20 protein-coding genes are annotated in these 21,802 nt (G+C 40.3%); 17 read left to right on the forward strand and 3 right to left on the reverse strand.

Annotated features, from left to right (window positions below):
* The first annotated feature begins 34 nt into the window (after positions 1 to 34).
* Together T543_RS13320 and galT are read left to right on the forward strand one after the other, a co-directional pair.
* Positions 35 to 1,198 carry a galactokinase gene (locus tag T543_RS13320; protein ID WP_035769593.1) on the forward strand — a complete coding sequence of 388 codons (1,164 nt, stop codon included), beginning with the start codon at positions 35 to 37 and terminating at the stop codon, positions 1,196 to 1,198.
* Between the two features lie 82 nt (positions 1,199 to 1,280).
* Entirely contained in the window at positions 1,281 to 2,822 is a 1,542-nt protein-coding gene (gene galT / locus T543_RS13325) for a UDP-glucose--hexose-1-phosphate uridylyltransferase (protein ID WP_035769242.1), read from the forward strand.
* Here galT and T543_RS13330 read toward each other — a convergent pair.
* The gene (locus tag T543_RS13330) at positions 2,817 to 3,440 is read right to left on the reverse strand and encodes a hypothetical protein (protein ID WP_035769245.1); all 624 of its coding nucleotides are present in this window, start codon (positions 3,438 to 3,440) and stop codon (positions 2,817 to 2,819) included. The two genes, galT and T543_RS13330, sit on opposite strands and share 6 nt — an antisense overlap.
* A gap of 201 nt (positions 3,441 to 3,641) precedes the next feature.
* On the opposite strand from T543_RS13330, the gene T543_RS13335 reads away from it, so the two are divergent.
* The 4 genes from T543_RS13335 (at position 3,642) to T543_RS13350 (ending at position 8,013) form a co-directional block, all read left to right on the forward strand.
* Positions 3,642 to 5,285 (forward strand): VanW family protein, encoded by a 1,644-nt coding sequence (locus T543_RS13335; protein ID WP_081830076.1) that lies wholly within the window; start codon positions 3,642 to 3,644, stop codon positions 5,283 to 5,285.
* Positions 5,286 to 5,300: 15 nt separating this feature from the next.
* Positions 5,301 to 6,284 (forward strand): AIR synthase related protein, encoded by a 984-nt coding sequence (locus T543_RS13340; RefSeq protein ID WP_035769248.1) that lies wholly within the window; start codon positions 5,301 to 5,303, stop codon positions 6,282 to 6,284.
* 86 nt (positions 6,285 to 6,370) lie between these two features.
* Positions 6,371 to 6,859 (forward strand): Lrp/AsnC family transcriptional regulator, encoded by a 489-nt coding sequence (locus tag T543_RS13345; RefSeq protein WP_035769251.1) that lies wholly within the window; start codon positions 6,371 to 6,373, stop codon positions 6,857 to 6,859.
* A complete protein-coding gene (locus T543_RS13350) occupies positions 6,856 to 8,013 on the forward strand; it encodes an aminotransferase class I/II-fold pyridoxal phosphate-dependent enzyme (protein ID WP_035769254.1) in 1,158 nt (385 codons plus the stop codon). The genes T543_RS13345 and T543_RS13350 overlap by 4 nt, the downstream gene beginning before the upstream one ends.
* On the opposite strand, the gene T543_RS13355 is transcribed toward T543_RS13350, so the two are convergent.
* Both T543_RS13355 and T543_RS13360 read right to left on the reverse strand, forming a co-directional pair.
* Complete coding sequence (locus T543_RS13355) at positions 7,997 to 8,944, reverse strand: 3'-5' exoribonuclease YhaM family protein (RefSeq protein WP_035769257.1); 948 nt, start codon at positions 8,942 to 8,944, stop codon at positions 7,997 to 7,999. The two genes, T543_RS13350 and T543_RS13355, sit on opposite strands and share 17 nt — an antisense overlap.
* Before the next feature lie 42 nt (positions 8,945 to 8,986).
* Positions 8,987 to 10,372, reverse strand: a complete 1,386-nt coding sequence (locus tag T543_RS13360) for a S1C family serine protease (RefSeq protein ID WP_051638783.1) — start codon at positions 10,370 to 10,372, stop codon at positions 8,987 to 8,989.
* A gap of 109 nt (positions 10,373 to 10,481) precedes the next feature.
* Here T543_RS13360 and T543_RS13365 point away from each other — a divergent pair, with 109 nt between their 5' ends.
* From T543_RS13365 to T543_RS13415, 11 genes are all read left to right on the forward strand, one after another.
* Positions 10,482 to 12,863, forward strand: a complete 2,382-nt coding sequence (locus T543_RS13365; protein ID WP_035769260.1) for an endonuclease MutS2 — start codon at positions 10,482 to 10,484, stop codon at positions 12,861 to 12,863.
* 11 nt (positions 12,864 to 12,874) lie between these two features.
* Complete coding sequence (locus tag T543_RS13370; protein ID WP_035769263.1) at positions 12,875 to 13,576, forward strand: response regulator transcription factor; 702 nt, start codon at positions 12,875 to 12,877, stop codon at positions 13,574 to 13,576.
* A gap of 14 nt (positions 13,577 to 13,590) precedes the next feature.
* The gene (locus tag T543_RS13375; protein ID WP_035769266.1) at positions 13,591 to 15,027 is read left to right on the forward strand and encodes a sensor histidine kinase; all 1,437 of its coding nucleotides are present in this window, start codon (positions 13,591 to 13,593) and stop codon (positions 15,025 to 15,027) included.
* Between the two features lie 51 nt (positions 15,028 to 15,078).
* Positions 15,079 to 15,576 carry a tRNA (cytidine(34)-2'-O)-methyltransferase gene (locus T543_RS13380; RefSeq protein WP_035769268.1) on the forward strand — a complete coding sequence of 166 codons (498 nt, stop codon included), beginning with the start codon at positions 15,079 to 15,081 and terminating at the stop codon, positions 15,574 to 15,576.
* Between the two features lie 27 nt (positions 15,577 to 15,603).
* Complete coding sequence (rlmD, locus tag T543_RS13385) at positions 15,604 to 17,121, forward strand: 23S rRNA (uracil(1939)-C(5))-methyltransferase RlmD (RefSeq protein WP_081830077.1); 1,518 nt, start codon at positions 15,604 to 15,606, stop codon at positions 17,119 to 17,121.
* Positions 17,122 to 17,456: 335 nt separating this feature from the next.
* Positions 17,457 to 17,648, forward strand: a complete 192-nt coding sequence (locus T543_RS13390) for a hypothetical protein (RefSeq protein ID WP_035769602.1) — start codon at positions 17,457 to 17,459, stop codon at positions 17,646 to 17,648.
* An 18-nt stretch (positions 17,649 to 17,666) separates the two neighbouring features.
* Complete coding sequence (locus T543_RS13395) at positions 17,667 to 18,449, forward strand: ParA family protein (protein WP_027215732.1); 783 nt, start codon at positions 17,667 to 17,669, stop codon at positions 18,447 to 18,449.
* Positions 18,442 to 19,308: a ParB/RepB/Spo0J family partition protein gene (locus tag T543_RS13400; protein ID WP_027215731.1), complete on the forward strand. Its 867-nt coding sequence runs from the start codon at positions 18,442 to 18,444 to the stop codon at positions 19,306 to 19,308. Before T543_RS13395 ends, T543_RS13400 begins: the two co-directional genes overlap by 8 nt.
* Positions 19,309 to 19,332: 24 nt before the next feature.
* Positions 19,333 to 20,568, forward strand: coding sequence for a DUF6017 domain-containing protein (locus tag T543_RS15435; RefSeq protein WP_051212538.1), 1,236 nt, complete (start codon positions 19,333 to 19,335; stop codon positions 20,566 to 20,568).
* Complete coding sequence (locus T543_RS13410) at positions 20,558 to 20,890, forward strand: DUF6050 family protein (RefSeq protein WP_034486897.1); 333 nt, start codon at positions 20,558 to 20,560, stop codon at positions 20,888 to 20,890. The genes T543_RS15435 and T543_RS13410 overlap by 11 nt, the downstream gene beginning before the upstream one ends.
* A 177-nt stretch (positions 20,891 to 21,067) precedes the next feature.
* Positions 21,068 to 21,748, forward strand: a complete 681-nt coding sequence (locus T543_RS13415) for a hypothetical protein (protein WP_027215729.1) — start codon at positions 21,068 to 21,070, stop codon at positions 21,746 to 21,748.
* Positions 21,749 to 21,802 lie beyond the last annotated feature (54 nt).

The raw sequence follows: 21,802 nt of genomic DNA on the forward strand, positions 1-21,802 counted from the left end.
TAGTTGGAGGTATTTTAGAAAGATGGATCAGAACATGAAAGACAAAGTCCTTGAAGGATTTGAGAAAATTTACGGCAAAAGAGATGATGTAAAGGCTTACTTTGCTCCCGGAAGAGTTAACCTTATCGGAGAGCATACTGATTACAATGGTGGTCATGTTTTTCCCTGCGCACTTACAATAGGAACATACGCAGCTTGCGCTAAGAGAGATGACAGAAAGCTTCGCTTTTATTCTATGAATTTTGATAATGCGGCTGTTGTGGAGGGATCACTTGATAATCTCGATCCTGAAAACAATCCCGGATGGACAGCATATCCCAAGGGAGTTGTATGGGCTTTTGAAAAGAAAGGCTTTAAACTTGATAAGGGATTTGATCTTGTGATTTACGGTAATATTCCCAATGGATCAGGTCTTTCATCATCAGCTTCTCTTGAAGTACTTACAGGATATATTTTAAGAGATTTATACGGATTTGATGTTACAAATCAGGATCTTGCTCTCATCGGACAGTATTCCGAGAACAACTACAACGGTTGCAACTGCGGAATAATGGATCAGTTCGCAGTAGCTATGGGTAAAGAAGATAACGCAATTTTCCTTGATACTGCTGATCTTTCATTTGACTATGCGCCTATCAGCCTTAAGGGATGCAAGATAGTTATCGCAAATACTAATAAGAAGCACAAGCTTACAGATTCTCAGTACAATGCAAGAAGAAGTGCTTGTGAAGAGGCTCTTGCTGAGCTCCAGAAGGTTGTTGATATAAAGGGACTTGGCGATTTATCTATTGAAGAATTTGAGGCACACAAAGATGCTATAAAAGATGATGACAGAAGAATAAAGGCAAAGCATGCTGTTTACGAGAATCAGCGCACAATAGAAGCGGTAAAAGCTCTTAAGGATGGAGATATCAAGAAGTTCGGAGAGCTTATGAATCAGTCACATGTTTCTCTTCGTGATGATTACGACGTTACAGGTGTTGAGCTTGATACACTTGCTGAGGAAGCATGGAAAATTCCCGGAGTTATTGGTTCAAGAATGACAGGCGGCGGATTCGGTGGCTGCACAGTTTCTATAGTAAAGGATGAAGCAATAGACGAATTCAAAGAAAAGGTTGGAAAAGCCTACAGAGAAAAGATCGGATATGATGCTACATTCTATATCGTAGAAATCGGCGGAGGCCCGACAGTACTGTAATTAAATAAATAAAAATAAGCCATCACTAAGGCATCTGCTTTGGTGATGGCTTTAGTAACGTTTTGGAAGGAGATACTATTTTATGGAAAAGATTCAGGAAGCTATTACAAAGCTTGTAGGATATGGTGTAAAGACTAATCTTGTGCCGAAAGAGGATATTATATATACGGTAAATAGCCTTATCATGACTCTTGGTCTTGATGAATATGAAGGAAGTAAAGAGGATATTATAAGCGAATCTGAAAAGATAGGTGATGACGAGATAGAAAGCGGAGAATTTCTTCAGAAGACTCTGGCTGATATCCTTGATTATGCCTGCGAAAAAGGTCTTACAGGTGGAGACAGTGTAACCTACAGAGATTTGTTTGATACTAAGATCATGGGAACACTTGTCGGAAGACCAGGTGAGATCATAAAGAAATTCAATGAGGAATATGCAAAGAGTCCTCTTGATGCGACCAATTTCTATTATGAATTTTCTAAAAACACGGATTATATCAGAAGATACCGCATATCAAAGGATGTTAAATGGGTATCTGCTACAGAATATGGTGATCTTGATATTACTATCAATCTCTCCAAACCCGAGAAGGATCCTAAGGCTATAGCGGCAGCAGGCAAGGCAAAGCAGAGCGGATATCCTAAGTGTCAGTTGTGTGTTGAGAATGAAGGTTATGCCGGAAGAATAAATCATCCAGCAAGAGAAAATCACCGTATAATACCTGTGACTATAAATGGAAGTCAGTGGGGATTTCAGTACTCTCCTTATGTTTACTATAACGAACACTGCATTGTGTTTAACTCACAGCATATTCCGATGAAAATAGAGCATGCAACATTCTGCAAGCTGTTTGATTTTGTTAAGCAGTTTCCTCATTATTTTGTAGGCTCAAATGCAGATCTTCCGATCGTAGGCGGTTCAATCTTAAGCCATGATCATTTCCAGGGCGGTCATTACACATTTGCAATGGCAAAAGCTAAGGTGGAGAGATCATTTACTGTTTCAGGCTTTGAAGATGTAAAGAGCGGAATCGTAAAGTGGCCTATGTCAGTTATTAGACTTTCAGGAAAAGATACAGACAGGATCATAGCTCTTGCTGACAGGATCCTTGAAAAATGGAGAGGCTATACAGACGAGGAAGCATTCATTTTTGCTGAGACTGACAACATACCTCACAACACTATCACACCTATTGCCAGAAAACGTGATGATGAGTACGAACTGGATCTTGTTCTTAGAAACAACATTACTACAGATGAGCATCCGCTTGGCGTATATCATCCTCATGCAAAGCTTCATCATATTAAGAAGGAAAACATAGGTCTTATTGAAGTAATGGGACTTGCCGTACTTCCTGCAAGACTTAAAGGTGAAATGGCCGACTTAAAAGAAGCCATATTAAAGGGTGAAGATATCCGGGCAAACGAGGAACTTGAGAAACATGCTGACTGGGTAGATGAGTTCTCAAAGAAATATGATAAGATCGACGCATCAAATATTGATAAGATCATAAATGACGAGATCGGCGAAGTATTCATGCATGTTCTTGAAGATGCCGGAGTTTACAAGAGAACACCTGAGGGACAGGCAGCATTTGACAGGTTTACAAACAGCCTCTCATGAAGTCTGATTTAAAGATTCAAGAATCTGGGATTTGCTAAGAGAGTTCAGGGATTCAGCGATGGGAACAAGAGCATCTATCTTTTTCTGCATCTCATCCTTGGACAATCCAAGCTTTGTCCTGTACATATCGCAGAGGAGTCTGTAGCTGGCCGTAACATCAGATCTTGTGGAAACTGAGAACTCAAGTATGGTTGTAGCTTCCTTATAAAAACCGGCATTATACAGCTCCTTTGCCCACTTCTGGAGAGTGGTTACAAGGACGGTATAGTTTTGATCGTAGTTTGAAAGTGACGTTATGTTGGCAGTGCCGTACTCAAGTTTGAGGTCAGTATTTGACATACCTGTGAAATTCACAATCTTTTTATCGGAAAGATTTTTTATGCTTTTTTCGCAGGAAAGAATTTCGTCGTTACCTTCAGTTACCCCAAAAGGAAGTCTATCCATTGGAATGTAGATGTAGTTAAGATTTTCGAGACTTTTTTTTCTGGTGCTGTTGGCTCTTCGCTCCCTTTCCCAGAATTCTTCCTCTGATTTCTGAGCCTTGGAATCGCTACGCCTTATGGCTAATTGAGTGATGAGAACCAAAATTATGAAACTTGTAAAAAAGGGTAAATTCATCTATAATATCCTTTCAGTAAATGAGGAGTATATTTTATGTTTAGGTTTTTTAATTCCGGTAAGAATAAAAAAATCATCTCAGCGATAATAATCATTGTGCTTATTCTTGCAATGGTGATTCCGCTTGCAAGTAGTGCACTTACTACTTTTTGATGATAACACAAACCGGCACAGCCATGAAGTGGCGAAATGGAGAAGTTTATGAAAAAATTTATATGGGCTGCGGTAGCTATTACGGCACTTTTTTTATTTGTGCCTTCTGTTAAAACACAGGCAGCCGGAGATGCTATTTTTAATGGCATTTTTATTGGTGATGTTGATGTATCCGGTATGACTAAGGAGGATGCAAAAGCTGCAGTAGACAGCTATGTGGAATCTCTTAAGTCAAAGCAGCTTACACTCAAGGGTAGAGATGCAGATCAGGCAGTTACTGTTTCAATTGCAGAGACAGGACTGGAATGGGCTAACACTGATGTTGTTGATGAGGCATATGCGCTTGGAAGAGAAGGGAATATTATCCAGAGATACAAGGCTAAGAGAGACCTTCAGAACAGCACCAAAAGATTTAACATAGAATATTCTTTTAATGATGAAGCAATTTATCAGGTTTTGGAAGTAAACTGTGCGCCTTTTAATGTAGAAAAGCAGAACTATTCTCTTACAAAAGAGGGCGGAAGCTTTGTGGTATCTGATGGAAGAGTAGGATATCTTCTTGATGAGAGAAAATCCTTAACTGTTATAAAGGACTATCTTCAGAATAGCTGGGACCACTCAGATTGCAGTATTGATGTGGTTATCGAAGAAGACCAGCCACTTGGAAGCTATGAGGATCTGAGCAAGGTTAAGGATGTCCTTGGAACTTATACTACAAGTTATAAGACGTCAGGTGCAGCAAGAAGTGCCAATGTGGCAAACGGATGCTCACTTATAAACGGAACTACACTTTATCCCGGTGAAGAGTTTTCAGTACTTGATACGATTACTCCTTTCACAGAGGCAAATGGTTATTTTCCTGCAGGTTCATATCTTAATGGTCTTGTTGTTGAGAGTGTTGGTGGCGGTATATGTCAGGTATCGACAACCCTGTACAATGCAGTACTTGGTGCAGAGCTTGAAGTAACAGAGAGACATAATCATTCAATGATCATAAGTTATGTAGAGCCTTCAATGGATGCTGCAATAGCAGAGTCCGGCGGAAAGAACTTTAAGTTTGTAAATAGCACCGACTATCCTATTTATATAGAAGGATATACAACTTCTGACAAGCATATTACATTTACAATTTACGGTGTTGAGACAAGAGATTCATCCCGTAAGGTAACTTATAAGAGCGAGGTTATTGAGACAACTCCCGCCGGAGCAGATCAGATTGTAACAGATCCCAGCCAGCCTATAGGAGTTATCAGTACACAGTCAGCACATATAGGATATAAGGCTCAGCTTTGGAAAATCGTTACTGAAAACGGAACCGAAGTTTCAAGAGAGGTTGTAAACAGCTCAAACTATAAGATGGTTCCGCGAATTGTTACTGTAGGTGTGGCAACAGGTGATCCTACGGCAGCAGCTCAGATTGGAGTTGCGGTTGCTACAGGTGACATAAATCAGATTTCAGCGGTGGCAAATGCCATAGCAGCTGTTCAGGCAGCAGCATCAACAGAGGGTGCAGACGTACAGGCAGCTCAGGAAGCGGCAGCTGCAGCTACTGCAGGAGCTCAGGCACAGCTTGATGCTCAGAATGCGGCAGCACAGGCGGCAGCGGAAGGAACACCGGCTGAAGCACCTGCCGAGGAGACTGTTCAGGAAGCACCGGTAGAGACACCGGCTGAAGAAGTGCCTCAGGAATAATAATGGAGCCCAAAAATGAGAATCGGTAAGATTTCAGAGAACGTACTTAAGCGTTCTGTTCTAAAAATAATAGAAAATAAAAAATCAAACAACGTAAGCGCAGCTGTAACAGCAGACTGCGCTTATTTTGCAAATGAAGACAGTTATGTGACTTCTTCTGTAAATACCTTTACTGAGGACTGCGAAGATGCAGCATATTTTGCCATGCATAGTGCGGCGAACAATCTGTATCTAAGCGGAGCAAGGCCTGTGATGGCCAGCCTGGGGATAGTTCTTGGAATAGACCATGATGAATCGGTATTAAAGCATATTATGAAGAATGCCAGACTTGCAGCGGATGAGCTTGGAATAACCATAGCAGGCGGACATACTGAGGTTTCGGATACTGTGACCAAACCGGTAATAACCGTATGTGTAACAGGAAGTAGTAGTAGAGAGCCCCAAAAGGCTGAAGCGAAATCCGGAGACTATATAATAATGACCAAATATGCAGGGATCATAGGAAGCTCAATACTTGCAAAAGAGTGCAGAGAAAAGCTGAGTGAAAGACTTCCCATGCACCTTATCGAAAAGGCGAGTGGATTTTCCAATATGGTTTCGGTAAAAAAAGATTATGAGATAGGAAGTATGTCCGGAGCAAGATGTTTTCATGATGTGTCAGGTGGCGGCATATTTGCAGCGTTATGGGAAATGTCGGTGATCACTTCAAAGGGGCTTGACGTAGATATAAAAAAGATTCCGTTAAAGCAGGAAACAATAGAGATAACCAATAACCTGATGATAAATCCGTATCAGCTATTGTCGGGTGGAAGCCTTTTGATGCTTACGGATGATCCTAAGAAAGTACTTGAGGCATATAAAAATGCCGGTATACCGGCAAGTGTGATCGGCAGAATTACAGATAATAATGATAAAATAATCAGAAATGAAGATGAGATAAGATTTCTGGATAAGCCTCAAATGGATGAAATTCATAAACTAGGGAATTTGCCAGCGTAAGATATTTGTATATTTCGTGGAATAAAACTTTGTAATTGTGATACAATAGACCAATATATTTACTTTTCATAAAGAGGAGGCCGGTAATGGTAAAAAGAGAGGAATTACTTCGCAGTATTGATAAAAACAGCCGTATAAGCATCAGTGAGCTGGCGGTTATGCTTGGAGAAAATGAGATTGATGTCGCGAATGAACTTAAGGCCCTGGAGGATGAAGGTATCATCTGTGGCTATCATACCATGATCGACTGGTCAAAAACTTCTATCGACAAAGTAATGGCGCTGATTGAAGTTAAGGTTACTCCTCAGAGAGGAATCGGATTTGATTCAATCGCAGAGAGAATTTATAAATATCCTGAGGTAACAAGCGTATATCTTATGTCAGGTGGTTTTGATCTTATGGTCATGCTCGAAGGAAAGACTCTTAAAGAAGTCGCGAGCTTTGTGACCAATAAGCTGTCACCACTTGATACAGTACTTAGTTGCTCTACGCATTTTATCCTGCAGAAATATAAGGAGCACGGAACTATACTGACAAAGAAATACGATGATACGAGGGAGATATTTACGCCATGAGAAATCCGCTAGCAGATAAAATTGTAGATATAAAGCCTTCAGGAATAAGAAAATTTTTTGATGTAGTCCAGACAATTGAAGGAGCTATATCATTGGGCGTTGGTGAGCCTGATTTTGATACACCCTGGCACATCAGAGATGAGGGCATTTATTCTCTTGAAAAGGGTAGAACCTTTTACACTTCCAACTCCGGTCTTAAAGAGCTTAAGGTGGAGATATGCAACTACACAAATAGAAAGCTTGGAGTAACTTATTCTCCTGATAATCAGGTACTGGTAACAGTAGGAGGTTCCGAGGCTATAGATCTAGCTCTCCGTGCGATGATAAATCCTGGGGATGAAGTACTTATACCGCAGCCAAGCTATGTTTCTTATGAACCCTGCGCTATTTTGGCAGGAGCAAAGCCTGTGATAATCGAGCTCAAAGAAGAAAATGAATTCAGGCTGACTGCAGAAGAAATTCTGGAACATGTAACTGATAAGACCAAGATTCTGGTACTTCCTTTCCCAAATAATCCTACGGGTGCGATCATGGAGAGAAAAGATCTTGAGTCTATCGCAAAAGTAATAATCGAGAAGGATCTGTTTGTTCTGTCAGATGAGATTTATAGTGAGCTTACATACACAGACAAGCATGTTTCTATTGTTGAGATTCCCGGGATGCTTGAGAGAACGATCATGATCAATGGCTTTTCAAAAGCATTTGCAATGACGGGATGGAGACTTGGTTATGCTTGCGGACCAAAAGAAATCATTGAGCAGATGGTAAAGATTCATCAGTTTGCAATAATGTGCGCTCCTACAACCAGCCAGTATGCTGCTGTTGAAGCACTGAAAAATGGTGATGATGATGTTGCCATGATGAGAGAAGAATATAATCACAGAAGAAGATTTCTTTTAAATGAGTTTAAAGACATGGGGCTCCCGTGCTTTGAACCATTCGGAGCTTTTTACATGTTCCCGTCAATTAAAAGATTTGGAATGAGTAGTGATGAATTTGCCACAAGACTATTACAGGAACAAAAGCTTGCTGTTGTTCCCGGAACAGCCTTTGGCGATTGTGGAGAAGGCTTCATCAGAATATCCTATGCCTACTCACTTGATGATCTTAAGAGAGCGATGGAACGCTTAAGAGCATTTACGACTCAACTCTAGTATCGAATAGATTACTTTCCATAAGTCTGTTATAACCTAGCCAGCCTACTTCGTTAGTGCTGGCTAGTATTTCTGTAAAGGTTTCCATTTTAGCATCAGTATTATCAGCAAGATGAAGTGCCAGAGCTTCGATGATAGCGGGCTGCTTGGGTGAACCATATTCAAATTTTCCGTGATGAGCTAAAATACAGTGCTGGAGCTCCTGCTTAAGAAGTGTAGGAAAACCGGGTATTCCCAATATTTTTTCAGAAACCATTTCACTGCCCATTACAATATGACCAAGGAACTGGCCTTCATCAGTGTAGTCATTTGTAGGGAAAAGAGACAGTTCTTTGGTTTTTCCTATGTCGTGGCAGATTGCTGCTGTTATAAGAAGGTCTCTGTTGAGAGCAGGATATGCTTTGCTGAAATAGTCACACATCTTGGTAACACTAAGAGTGTGCTCAAGGAGGCCACCGATAAATCCGTGATGAACAGATTTTGCGGCAGATGATTTTCTAAAAGCCGTAATAAATTTCTTATCATCTATAAAGAAGGCATTAAGGAGATCCTTGAGATATTTGTTTTCAACAGTTCCAATTAATGCAAGAAGCTCCTGATACATCGCATCATTATCTTTTGATGAAACAGGGAGGTAGAGTGACTGATCATACTCGCCTTCGTGGCACAGACGTGCTCTTTTTACATTGATCTGCAGAGCGTTGGCAAAAGATGTTACTTCTCCGAAAACGTCAATGTAATCAAGATCGGAAAAATCATCTATACCTTCACTGTTAGGATCCCAGACTTTTGCATCTATGGTTCCGGTCTTATCCTGAAGTGTTACAGAAAGATAGGTCTTTCCGTTCTTTGTAGTCGCCTGCTGTACATGTTTGCATAGATAGATGTCAGCAATTCTGTCGCCTGAGTTTAAGTCTTTAATAAATTTCATGTAAAACCTCAATTCTAATTGTATAAATAAGTTATGTAATGTTTATTCTGCGCCTTGTGTGGAAGAAGTTGGTGTAGCTTCTACGGCAATCTCTATATAACCTTCGGTTGCCTGCCTCATGAGTGTCATGGATGCGTCTTCTCCAACTGTAAGATCGGAAATCTTGGACACAAGTGCATCGTATCCTGTAATGCTCTCGCCGTTAAGTTCGGTGATTATATCACCACTTTGAATACCTGCAGCCATGGCGGGTGAATCCATGTCTGTGCGGGTGACATATGCACCTGATGGTATTTCCTGATTCTCCATTATGTAATCTGGAATAGTCTGACCGTGTATTCCCAGATAAGGCTTTTTGGTTTCGTTAGAGAGATCCTCTACTAAGGGGCGGAGCTCAGTTATCCCGATAGCACACAAAACGTTAGGAACATTCGATGAATTATAACTCATATCGATGAATCCAACAATAGAGCCTGACAGATTTATCAGCGCTCCGCTTGCGTCGGTACTGCCGTAAATGTCGGTCGTAAGGATCTTGTAATTGGAGTCGGCAAGATCGAGGGATGAATTGCTTGAAGTTACAAATCCATAGCAGATAGAATCCTGCGTTCCCGTCGGACTTCCTATAGCAATTACCGGTGTTCCAATAACCACTCCGGAATTAGAGCTTCCAAGTGATGCAGGAGCTATCTTTTCCTGGGTATCTTTAGAAACATCTTTTTTATTCACAGCGATGACGGAAAGTGAACTGATTGAATCCTTCGTTTTCAGGTATGCACTGCAGTTTGAACTGTCAGAAAAAGTAACCTGGATCGACTGGGCATCGGCTATAGCGGATGATGCTACCAGTATGAGGTATTCTGTGCCATTATCTGCAACTATAACACCTGAGGCGTTGCCTTTACTTTCATAAGGATCATTAAACCAGGTGGTGTCTGATGTTACACCGGTAACGGTGACAAGACCCTTCGATGCTTTTTGAGCGATTGTTTTTAGTGAAGAATACATTTCGATGTAGTCGCTTGAATCGAAGTGATAGGTTGTCATCTGCTGTTGTATGCGGCTTATCTCGCTTGATGCCATATCAATTGCTGCGCTGTATGCTTCAGCAGCTATAGCACTATCGTCTGCATACATATCTTCCGGCTGCATCTCGTCTGTAACTGTTTCCTCTGTCAAGGCAATCGGCGCGGGTGTTTCCTCCGGATACAGAGTATTATTAATAAGCGGGGATAAAAATACAAAGGTAAGGCAGGCAACCGCTCCGAAAATGACAGCAAGAGAAACGGTAATAAGTGTACTCCTTATAAGTTTCTTTTTATTTATGGGACGTTGCTTGATCTTTTCCCTCATAAAATTGGTATTTGCAATAGGACTGGTTCCTTCTTCATCCAGATTTTCGTGGTTTGTATTTATTTCCGGTTCCATATTCCCTCCATATCAAAGGTTAAAAAACATGTATTCATTTTAGCATAGCGAAGCCTTAAGTAAAATGCTATTATACAAAAGGCAAAGTGTATAACAAGAGGAAAAAAAGATGAATGAGAAAGTATTACATGTACTTGAATATGACAAAATAATAGATGAATTGACAAAGCATGCAACTTCAGAGCCGGGAAGGAAACTATGTAAAGAACTTCTTCCATCTTCAGATAAAAGAGAAATTGACAGAAACTTAAAGAAAACGGATGCAGCAATATCCAGAATCTTCAAAAAAGGATCGGTATCTTTCGGAAGTAACAGAGACCTGACAGGGTATTTAAGGGCTCTTAAAATAGAGAGCTCGCTTGATGCTGCACAGCTTTTAAATATTGCCTCTTTCCTTGATAATGTGGGAAGAGTAAAGGCCTATGGAAGAAATGACAAGGAAGAGGATGTACGTGATGTTCTCAGCGATTTTTTTGATGGACTTGAACCTTTGACACCTGTTGCGACGGAGATAAGAAGATGCATCATTTCAGAGGAAGAAATAGCATCGGATGCAAGCCCTGCTCTCAGAAGTATCAGAAGAGACATACAGATCACCGGAGACAGGATCCACGAACAGCTTGTGAAAATGGTCAACGGATCACTCAGGACTTACCTGCAGGAAGCAGTTATTACAATGCGCGGAGACAGGTATTGCATTCCTGTTAAGGCGGAATATAAGAATCAGGTAAACGGAATTGTTCACGACCAGTCCTCAACAGGGTCCACTCTTTTTATAGAGCCTGCAGTAGTAGTGGAAATGAACAATAAGATCAGAGAACTTGTAGCAAAAGAAAAAGCCGAGATAGAAGTGATCCTTTCTAATCTGTCTGCGGAAGTTGGAAGTTATCTGACGGCTCTTTCCGATAATTCCAAAATCATGACTGAGCTTGATTTTGTTTTTGCAAAAGCGCAGCTTGCACTTGAGCAGAATGCGACAATACCAGTTTTTAACGAAAACAGATACTTCAATATCATTAAGGGACGACATCCGCTTCTTGATAAGAAGAAAGCTGTTCCGATTGACGTTTATGCCGGTAAAGAGTTTGACATGATAATTATTACCGGACCTAATACGGGAGGAAAGACTGTTACACTAAAAACTGTGGGTCTTCTTACGCTGATGGGACAGGCAGGACTAGCAATTCCGGCAGGAGACAGATCGGAACTTGCTGTGTTTAAGGAAGTTTATGCTGACATTGGTGATGAGCAGAGCATAGAGCAGAGCCTTTCAACTTTTTCTTCACATATGACAAATACTGTGCATATTTTGGAAAATGCTGATGAGGATTCGCTTTGCCTGTTTGATGAACTTGGAGCAGGAACCGATCCGACAGAAGGTGCTGCCTTGGCGATTTCTATTTTGAATAACCTTCATGAGCGCGGGATAAGGACCATGGCTACAACTCATTACAGCGAACTTAAGGTTTATGCGCTTACAACAGAAGGAATTCAGAATGCAAGCTGCGAGTTTGATGTGGAATCCTTAAGACCTACATACAGACTTCTTATAGGTGTGCCCGGAAAAAGTAATGCTTTTGCTATTTCAAAGAGACTTGGTCTTTCGCAGGATATAATTGATGCTGCGGGCGAGCAGATAAGCCAGGAAAACCGGAAGTTTGAAGATCTTTTGACAGACCTTGAAACCAGCCGAATAACAATAGAAAACGAGCGCCTCGAAATCGAGAATTACAAAAAAGAAATAGAGAAATTAAAAGAAGAGCTTACCAAAAAACAGGATAAACTCGATGAATCAAGAGAAAGGATCCTGCGCGAAGCAAATGAGGAAGCAAGACAAATGCTTCAGGAAGCTAAAGATACTGTTGATGAAATGATAAGAACTGTCAGAAAGGCAGAAGCAGGAATCCCTATGAGGGATCTTGAAGAAGCAAGACAGAGTCTAAACAAGAAAATTTCCGATAAGAATCAGAAGCTTCAGATGAAGAACAAGAAGGATTCTGCTCCCAGAAAAACACTTAAGCCAAGCCAGATCAAGCTGGGGGATTCTGTGAGAATCATATCCATGGGACTTAAGGGGACGATCAGCTCAAAGCCTGATAAGGATGGGAATCTTATGGTTCAATGTGGTATTATGAAATCAAGAGCCAATATTAATGATCTGGAGCTTATAAAGGAAGAGAACGGAAAAGAACAGATGAAGAAGTTTTATGGAAACCATAAGATGGATTTATCTAAGGCAAGTCATATAAAAACTGAGATCAATCTAATAGGGCTTAACAGTCAGGACGCCATTGCTGAGCTTGATAAATATCTTGATAGTGCTTATGTGTCACACCTTCCAAGCGTAAGAGTTGTTCATGGAAAGGGATCAGGTATTTTGAGGCAGGCAGTACATAACCATTTAAAGTCTGCTCCTTATGTTAAATCATTTAAGCTGGGTGAATTTGGTGAAGGCGACAGTGGCGTTACGATTGTTACATTTATAAAATGAGGGAGGAACTTATGGTAGCAAAGCAAAGGATTTTAGTTGTTGACGATGACAGTAACATCGCAGAACTTATATCTTTATATCTGATCAAGGAGTGTTTTGAAACACTCATAGTAGGGGACGGAGAATCAGCGCTTCAGGCAGTTGATACTTTTGCACCTAATTTGATATTACTTGACCTTATGCTTCCGGGAATTGACGGATATCAGGTATGCAGAGAGGTAAGGACAAAGTCACAGATTCCGATCATCATGCTTTCTGCAAAGGGAGAGGTTTTTGATAAGGTTTTAGGGCTTGAAATGGGAGCTGATGACTATATAGAAAAACCCTTTGATTCAAAGGAGCTTGTAGCCAGAGTTAAAGCAGTACTTAGAAGATACAAGCCACAGGTTCCCGAGCAGGAAGAGTCGGATGATAAGGTTGTAAGGTATGAAGACCTTGAGATCAATATGACTAACTACTCAGTAAATTATCAGGGTTCAAGGATAGATATGCCACCAAAGGAACTGGAACTGCTTTATTTTCTTGCATCCTCTCCAAACAGAGTATTTACGAGGGAGCAGCTTCTTGATCAGATCTGGGGTTATGAATATGTAGGCGACACCAGAACAGTTGATGTACATATCAAGAGATTAAGGGAAAAAATAAAGGATCACGATACCTGGAGAATAGCTACTATATGGGGTATCGGATATAAATTTGAAGTTTCGGAATAAACGGAGATATTGTAATGAAGCGTACGCTTTATCTTAAATTTCTAATTGCATATCTGCTATTTGGCATATTCGGATTTATTATGGTTGCTACATTTGTTTCGAATATGACTTATGAACATTGCAGAAGAGATAAAGCTGAGAGCCTGTATGCTGAGGCCACGCAGATAGCCAATACATATGCTGCAGATCTGTATAACAGTGAAACCTCACTTGATGCAGTAAAACAGCAGCTAACGGCTTTGTCTAAATATATGGATGGTGCAAAGCTCTGGATAGTTAACCCGTCAGGTCGACTGGTTCTTGACTCTTCAAGGACAATTGATCCAAGTGAGGAAGTTGTAATTGAAGGATTTGACCCTACTGTGACAGCCGGAACCTATTACACTATAGGTAATTTTTGGAACAGTTTTAAAGAAGATCATTTGAGTGTCTTTGCACCGATCACAGCCAATTACAAAGTACAGGCTTATGTTGTAATACATATGCCTATAAGTGCGATCAGGCGTACAGCAGATGAATTCCTTAACATTTCATACCTGATGCTTATCGTAATGTTTCTGTTATCTCTGATAATCCTTATTTTCTTTACGGAACTTGTATATATTCCGCTTAAAAAGATAACTCAGGCTACTGAACAGTATGCAATGGGAAATATGGACTATGAGTTCTCTATTGAATCAGAGGATGAAATGGGATATCTTGCGGCATCTCTTTCATATATGGCAGGCGAAATTGCAAGGCAAGAGGATGATCAGAAAAAGTTTGTGGCTAACGTATCTCATGATTTCAGGTCGCCTCTTACATCTATAAAGGGCTACCTTGTAGCAATGCTTGATGGAACGATTCCTGTGGAAATGCATAATAAATACATTGGTATAGTATTAAATGAGACAAACAGGTTAACTAAACTTACCAATGGACTTCTTACGCTTAATAATTTAAATGCCAAAGGAATGCTTCTTGAGAGAACTGATTTTGACATCAATCAGGTAATAAGGAATACAGCTGCTTCATTTGAAATCACCTGCCTTGAAAAAACAATCGCTATTGAATTGGTACTTACAGATGATAAAATGCTTGTCAATGCAGATATGAGCAAAATACAACAGGTGTTATATAATCTGTTGGATAATGCGATCAAGTTCAGTCACCGTGATTCTGTAATAAAAATCGAAACCACAGAAAAAAAGAATAAAGTGTTTGTGTCAGTAAAGGATTCCGGAATAGGAATCCCTAAGGAAGACCAGAAGCTTGTCTGGGAGAGATTTTATAAATCGGATGCATCAAGAGGAAAAGATAAAAAGGGAACAGGACTTGGCCTTTCGATTGTAAAGGAAATCATAAAGGCTCATGGCGAGAATATAAATGTTATAAGCACTGTGGGAGTTGGTACCGAGTTTATTTTTTCAATTCCTAAGTCTGCTGCGATGGACAGGGACGAGGAAGAATAAGAAGATATTATAGAATAAAAGTTATTTTAAACAAGAGAAAGAGAGTTTTTCATGAATATAGTTTTACATCAGCCGGAGATTCCGCAGAACACAGGGAATATAGGCAGAACATGTGTGGCAACAGGTAGTAGTCTGCATCTTATAGAGCCACTAGGATTTGCACTTAAAGGAAAAGACTTAAAGCGGGCGGGAATGGATTATTGGGATAAATTAGATTACACCCGCTATACAAATTATGAGGAATTTAAAGAAAAACATCTGGGGGCAAAAGTATGGCTTGCTACGACTAAGGCTAAGCGATCATATACAGATGTTTCTTTTGGACCTGATGATTTTATCATGTTTGGAAAGGAAAGCGCTGGAATACCGGAGGAAATACTGGTGGATAATGAGCAGGACTGCATAAGGATTCCCATGGGACATGATATAAGGTCGCTTAATCTCTCTAATTCTGTAGCGATTGTTTTGTATGAAGCATTGAGACAGAATGGATTTCCGGGAATGGAAGAGGCTGGAGAACTTCACAGGCTGCATTGGAAAAATAAATAATTATTGTTATTAAAAGCAGGAGATGATATGACAAAGACACAAAGAAAGGGAAAATCATCATCCAAACGAAATGGCTCTGATACAGGTGCTTATAAAAAGGGTGATATTCTCACTGTGAAAATAGAAGATATAGGAAATGATGGGGAGGGTATTGGCAAGGTTGATGGCTATACCCTTTTTGTAAAGGATGCAGTAATAGGTGATCTGGTAAAGGTTTCTATTATGAAGAGCAAGAAAAACTATGCCTATGCCCATCTTGATGAAGTTATTGAGGCATCTGAGTATAGAATCGATCCTCCCTGCAAGGTGTCAAAAGCATGCGGTGGGTGTCAGCTCCAAAACGTATCTTATAAAAAACAACTGGAATTTAAACAGGCAAAAGTCAGAAATAATCTTATACGAATAGGTGGTTTTGAAGAGCCTTTTGTAAATGAGGTAATGAAAACGATTGTTGGCATGAATGGAAGTACTAACGATACATGTTTCAGATATCGCAACAAAGCTCAGTTTCCAATAGGTACTGATAAGTCCAGGAACCCTGTCGCCGGTTTTTATGCCGGAAGAACGCATGCTATCATTCCGGTGAGCGATTGCCTTTTGGGAGTTGAGGAAAACAAACTTGTTTTGGATGCTGTCCTTAATCACATGAAAAAATATAAGATTCCGGCATATGATGAAAGTACGGGAAAGGGTTGCTTTAGGCATGTCCTGATAAGAAAAGGATTTTCCAGTAAAGAGCTAATGGTATGCCTTGTAATAAACCAAGACAAAAGCAGAAAAAATAATGATAAGTGTTATGAATATATTCCAAAACAGTCAGAACTAGTAGAAGAGATTAAAAAAATTCCCGGAGTTAAAAGTATAACAGTCAACATCAACAATGAAAAAACGAATGTTATCCTCGGGAAGGAAGTATATACATTATTTGGAGGAGAAACAATTACTGATATTTTGTGCGGGAATATTTTTAAAATATCACCGCTTTCTTTCTACCAGGTAAATCCGGTCCAGACAGAGAAATTATATAATCTGGCTGTTTCTTATGCAGGTTTGACGGGTACGGAAACAGTATGGGATCTTTACTGCGGTATCGGAACAATAACACTTTCTATGGCAAAAAAGGCTAAGCAGGTATATGGAATTGAGGTTGTACCTCAGGCCATAGATAACGCAAGAGAGAATGCTATGCTCAATAAAATAACAAACGCAACGTTTTATGTGGGCAAGGCCGAAGAAGTTCTTCCTGATTTTTATGAAAAAAGGCTTGGTGACGAGGCAGCTTTAGCAGATGAAAATGCATCACACCCAGATGTTATTGTAGTAGATCCCCCAAGAAAGGGCTGTGATAAAGAGTGCCTCGATACGATGCTTAAGATGTCCCCCGACAGAATAGTATATGTAAGCTGTGACAGCGCTACTCTTTCAAGAGACCTCAGAATCCTTGTTGATGGTGGATATGAGTTAAAGGAGGTCACTCCTGTTGACATGTTTCCACATACGGTTCATGTGGAGACTGTGGTTCTGCTAACAAGGCAGAATACCTGACAATCCTTGAATTTACGCACTTTTGCGAGTTTTTCTCTTTCAATTATGTGGAGGAAAATCGCAAGGAAAAAACCCTGATTCAGAAAATTACCGTGGCGGTAGCTTTTGAACTGGAGACGGGGAACACAAAAAATCCGGATATAAAAGTGAATATGGATACCATCGAATGATGGCTTTAAATAGGGATATTGGCAAGAGATGCTGATATCCCTTTTTGCGTATAAAACATGGAAGGAGGGCTTACATATTATGACCTTTACAGCGATAGGTGCAGTTGGCGGGATATACTTCATAATCTCCCATGGAAAGATTTTAAAACCAGGGAGGATGGAAAGATGGTCAAAGTCAGATTGCAGGGCACGACCTGCGAGATCAAGCGTATGAAAAGGTGTATCGAAAGAAATAAGAGAATTAAGGTTATAAGCGTGTCTGACGCCTTCCCAAATAAGGGAACCAAGAAGTATTTCAGACAGTATATGGATGTAATGATTGATCCAAACAGCGAGAAAAAAACAGTTAACCAATAAAAAGGGAGGACGGAGATTATGTGCAAAGTGATATCTGTAGCCAATATTAAAGGCGGGGTAGCCAAAACAACTACTGCCGCAAATTTAGGAGTAGGACTTGTAAAAAAGGGGAAAAGAGTTCTTTTGGTAGATCTCGACCCACAAGGTTCGCTTTCATTGGGACTTGGGATTAGAAACAATAAGGAGCTTCCATATACGGTAAGCACAGTTATCCAGAAGGTTATCAATGAAATAGAAATCAGCGAGGGAGAGGGAATAATCCATAACGACGAGGGAGTAGACATACTTCCGAGTAATCATAGTCTCCGGACAGTTGAGCAGCAGCTGGATGAAGTGATGAGCAAGGAGCATATCCTTGAGGAGTACATCGACGGCATTCGTGATAGGTATGATTACATCATTATTGACTGCAATCCCGGTGTTGATAATCTTATTCTCAATGCCCTAACCTGCTGTGATAGCGTCCTGATTCCATCGCCGCCTGAATATCTGTGTGTAGAAGGTTTACAGGAAATCATTAGAACCATCGGGCAGGTAAAGAAAAGATTAAACCGAAAGATTGAGATTGAGGGAGTGCTTCTTACCATAGTAAATGGCAGGACAAATATTGCCAGGGACATCATGAATAAGATGGAAGAAGCTTATGGTCAGCATTTGAAGATTTTTCAGACTGTTATTCCAGAATCCGTTAAAGCGAAAGAAGCTGTTGCAAACGGCATAAGTGTTTATGAGCAGTCTCCAAAGAGCAGCGTGGCTGTTGCGTATGAGGCATTCGTCGAGGAGGTGCTGGATAATGAGTAAGAAAAGAGCTTCTGATAATATCAGCCTTACAGCGTTTGATGACCTTTTTGGGGCACCATCTGAGGGAGAACAGATAGTGGAGGTCGCTTTAAAGGAATTGCATGAATTCCAAAATCATCCATTTAGGGTTCTCGATGATGAAAAGATGTATGAAACAGTAGCAAGCGTTAAAGAGCAGGGAATAATAGTTCCCGGAATTGTAAGACCACGTAAAGAAGGCGGCTATGAGATAATTGCAGGCCACAGACGTAAACGTGCTGCAGAACTTGCAGGACTTAAGACTATGCCTGTATATATCAGAGAATACTCTGATGAACTTGCGACCCGTCTTATGGTTGATACGAATATCCAGCGTGAAGATATCCTTCCCAGTGAAAAAGCTCACGCTTACCGTATGAAATACGATCAGATAAAAAGTCCTGGTGTTAAAGGAAACTCTCTCGATGAGCTTGGAAATGCAGCTGGCGAGAGCGGGAAGACTGTTCAAAGGTATCTATGGCTTTCAAATCTGATAGATGGATTGATGGAACTTGTAGATACAAGAAAAATCGGAATGGCTCAGGGAATAGATTTATCTTTCCTGTCTGAGCAGGAGCAGATTTGGGTACTTAACGCAATAGGTGAGCTTAAATGCTCCATGAGCATGGCTCAGTCTGCACGAATTAAGGAACTATCAAAAAACGCTGAACTTACGGAGATAGCGATAAAACTTATATTAACCGAAACAAAGCCAAAGCCTAAGAAGTTTGTCTTAAAGGCTGAAAAGATTGCGGATTATTTTCCAGAAGATATGTCTGATGAAGATATAGAGGAGACAATTATCGGTCTTTTGGAAGAATGGAAATCAAAAAGGAATTAATACAGCGAGAGGAGGAGAACAGCGATGGGCTACAGGTCAAGCGGCAACCTGACGGTAGATGCCATGGGAAGCATAGCCATAAGCGGCAATGTTATACCCGAAGAATGGTATAAGCATATTCTGAAACCTACCACGGGAAAGCCTTATCTGTTGGCAATTACTATATTAGCTGATCTCGTATATTGGCATCGCCCTACTGAAGTCAGAGACGAAAGGACAGGCGAAGTAATTGGATGGAAAAAGAAGTTTCATGGGGAGATGCTCCAGAAGAGTTATCAGGAGTATGCAAATAAATTTGGTGAGTCAAAAAAGACAATCAAGCTTGCTTTTGATCAGCTTGTGGAGATTGGTGTCATCAAAAGATTTTTTTACAATATAGAATACTCCAACGGAAGAACTATTCCAAATCAAATGTTTATTGATCTGAATATATTGGTTTTGAAAGAAATCTCATATCCAAAGGAAGAAGGCGGCACTACTTCAAAGCAGGTTTCAAGAAAATTAGTGCCAAGTAATTGTAATGAAAGTGCCGAGAATGCTGATGAAATGGGCGTTCTGAATGATGCTGAAAAAACAGACGGGATATCAGGACAAAATGAGGAGGATATACTGACAAATTTGTCAGGATACCCTGCCGAAAATGTACCCATATCCCAGCCCGAAATTTCAGTATATGGTGACAGTAATGAAATGGAATCCTGCAATTATGAGGATGGATATCCCTCCGGGAACTTCCGGACAAATACAAATAATACTACAAATAATATTTACAAAGATCACATCATATCTATCACGCAGGAGACTCCTGTGCAGAGACAAAGGCGGGAAGAGATTGATGCGATAAGACAAAAAACAGAATTTTGGGATCAACTGATAAAAAGGCATATTAACTACGATTGGCATATGGAAAATGACGATGTTACCAGACGTGAAGATTATCATGAGTTATATTTGATCATGCACGATGTTATGTGTGGAGAGCACTCTGGACCAATGATTGTCAATAAAACACCGATGGATCCGGAAGAGGTGAAGCGCAGATATTTACAGCTTAATGATTCTCATCTTGAGTACGTTATAGACAGGCTTCACGATAATCCGAACCAGGACGGTATCAGGGATATCAGGTCATATATGATTACCTGTCTTTATAATGCCCCTGCGACTATTGGGCAGTATTATCAGCAGTGGGTAAACCATGATAATACAAATGGCGTATTTCTGAAAAACCGGAAGGAGAATGAAGGGTATGAGGATTAAGGAATGCTCAGTTATCTTTTTTAAAGAAATACTGATTCCGCTAATAGCGATAGCTGTAGTGCTATGCTTTGCATATCCGATATGCCATAAAGCAGAAGGTATGGACTATTTTCTGCTTTGGCTTATTGTAGGATTCCCCTTCGGAATCAGACGTATGATGCTATGGCTTATCCCGCATAATTATGGGATTTCCGGCAGTATTGGAATTATAGGACTTGACTGTATCATAGGTGGAATTATAGGAGGATTTGTTGTTATCTACATGATTGGGAGAAGCATAGTAGCTTTGGTCAGAATAATCATTACGATTGCATTTGGATAAAGCTTTGGACAAGTTGTCCAAAGGCTGCCATGGATGTAATCCGTAATATATGACAGTAAGCTCTGGACAAGTTGTCCAAAGGTTAAAGTTAAAAAATATATTTACAGCGATAGGGAGCAGTTTTTGACCTCAATGGAGGAAAGAAGCTGCTCCCTTTTTTGCGTTAAGGAGGTTTTTATGTCAAAGGATTTGAAAACGCTTGTAGAGAAAGAGCTGGAAAAGGGATCTACACCACTTGTGTTCGATAGCGTGATAGTTCCGCCGGAGGGCTTTCGTGAAATTGACAACAGAGAACGACTTCTGAATGTTCTTCAGTATCTTCTCAGGGTAAAGGAACACAGGAAGCTGATATGGAATGATACTCTCTCTGCCAACAATGTTTACATGGATGTATTCCTTGGAAAGAGAGATTTTCACAGAGCTGCGCTTATTACCGGAAGAGAAGAAATCTATCAGCATATCAACTGGTACGGAGGAAAACTGAAACCGGATTACAATGGCAAAACCGTAATAGAAACGGATATCTGTGCTTTTTCCATAGCAGAGGATGAATTGGAAAAATGCAGAAAGACCTACGAGGGAAAAGATGCCTATTCTTTCTATTTTGGAAAATATCAGATTCGCTCACTCTATGCGAATTGCCTTGAATACAGAAAGAATATGGCACGGGATGAGGATAAATCCCATGCGGCTGATGATGGTACACAGCAGGCGGCTTATGGAAAATATACAGAGCTTTTTAGGCTGAACGATGATGTGATACGTGATGTGCTGTTCCAGTGCCTTCTGTTGGATGACTTGAAGATCGAGGACGGTACGATATTTGCAAATCTTTACACCATTTATCTTTTGAATTAAAAGTCCTGCGGGACGGAAAGGAACTATATGAGAAAAATATATTTGCGGAGGCTG

Source organism: Butyrivibrio sp. NC2002 (genome assembly GCF_000702265.1).
GTDB lineage: Bacteria > Bacillota > Clostridia > Lachnospirales > Lachnospiraceae > Butyrivibrio.

Coding starts and splice junctions, on each gene's coding strand:
- T543_RS13320 (WP_035769593.1), top strand. CDS start 35: ATGAAAGACAAAGTCCTTGAAGGATTTGAGAAAATTTACGGCAAAAGA.
- galT (WP_035769242.1), top strand. CDS start 1,281: ATGGAAAAGATTCAGGAAGCTATTACAAAGCTTGTAGGATATGGTGTA.
- T543_RS13330 (WP_035769245.1), bottom strand. CDS start 3,440: ATGAATTTACCCTTTTTTACAAGTTTCATAATTTTGGTTCTCATCACT.
- T543_RS13335 (WP_081830076.1), top strand. CDS start 3,642: ATGAAAAAATTTATATGGGCTGCGGTAGCTATTACGGCACTTTTTTTA.
- T543_RS13340 (WP_035769248.1), top strand. CDS start 5,301: ATGAGAATCGGTAAGATTTCAGAGAACGTACTTAAGCGTTCTGTTCTA.
- T543_RS13345 (WP_035769251.1), top strand. CDS start 6,371: ATGGTAAAAAGAGAGGAATTACTTCGCAGTATTGATAAAAACAGCCGT.
- T543_RS13350 (WP_035769254.1), top strand. CDS start 6,856: ATGAGAAATCCGCTAGCAGATAAAATTGTAGATATAAAGCCTTCAGGA.
- T543_RS13355 (WP_035769257.1), bottom strand. CDS start 8,944: ATGAAATTTATTAAAGACTTAAACTCAGGCGACAGAATTGCTGACATC.
- T543_RS13360 (WP_051638783.1), bottom strand. CDS start 10,372: ATGGAACCGGAAATAAATACAAACCACGAAAATCTGGATGAAGAAGGA.
- T543_RS13365 (WP_035769260.1), top strand. CDS start 10,482: ATGAATGAGAAAGTATTACATGTACTTGAATATGACAAAATAATAGAT.
- T543_RS13370 (WP_035769263.1), top strand. CDS start 12,875: ATGGTAGCAAAGCAAAGGATTTTAGTTGTTGACGATGACAGTAACATC.
- T543_RS13375 (WP_035769266.1), top strand. CDS start 13,591: ATGAAGCGTACGCTTTATCTTAAATTTCTAATTGCATATCTGCTATTT.
- T543_RS13380 (WP_035769268.1), top strand. CDS start 15,079: ATGAATATAGTTTTACATCAGCCGGAGATTCCGCAGAACACAGGGAAT.
- rlmD (WP_081830077.1), top strand. CDS start 15,604: ATGACAAAGACACAAAGAAAGGGAAAATCATCATCCAAACGAAATGGC.
- T543_RS13390 (WP_035769602.1), top strand. CDS start 17,457: ATGGTCAAAGTCAGATTGCAGGGCACGACCTGCGAGATCAAGCGTATG.
- T543_RS13395 (WP_027215732.1), top strand. CDS start 17,667: ATGTGCAAAGTGATATCTGTAGCCAATATTAAAGGCGGGGTAGCCAAA.
- T543_RS13400 (WP_027215731.1), top strand. CDS start 18,442: ATGAGTAAGAAAAGAGCTTCTGATAATATCAGCCTTACAGCGTTTGAT.
- T543_RS15435 (WP_051212538.1), top strand. CDS start 19,333: ATGGGCTACAGGTCAAGCGGCAACCTGACGGTAGATGCCATGGGAAGC.
- T543_RS13410 (WP_034486897.1), top strand. CDS start 20,558: ATGAGGATTAAGGAATGCTCAGTTATCTTTTTTAAAGAAATACTGATT.
- T543_RS13415 (WP_027215729.1), top strand. CDS start 21,068: ATGTCAAAGGATTTGAAAACGCTTGTAGAGAAAGAGCTGGAAAAGGGA.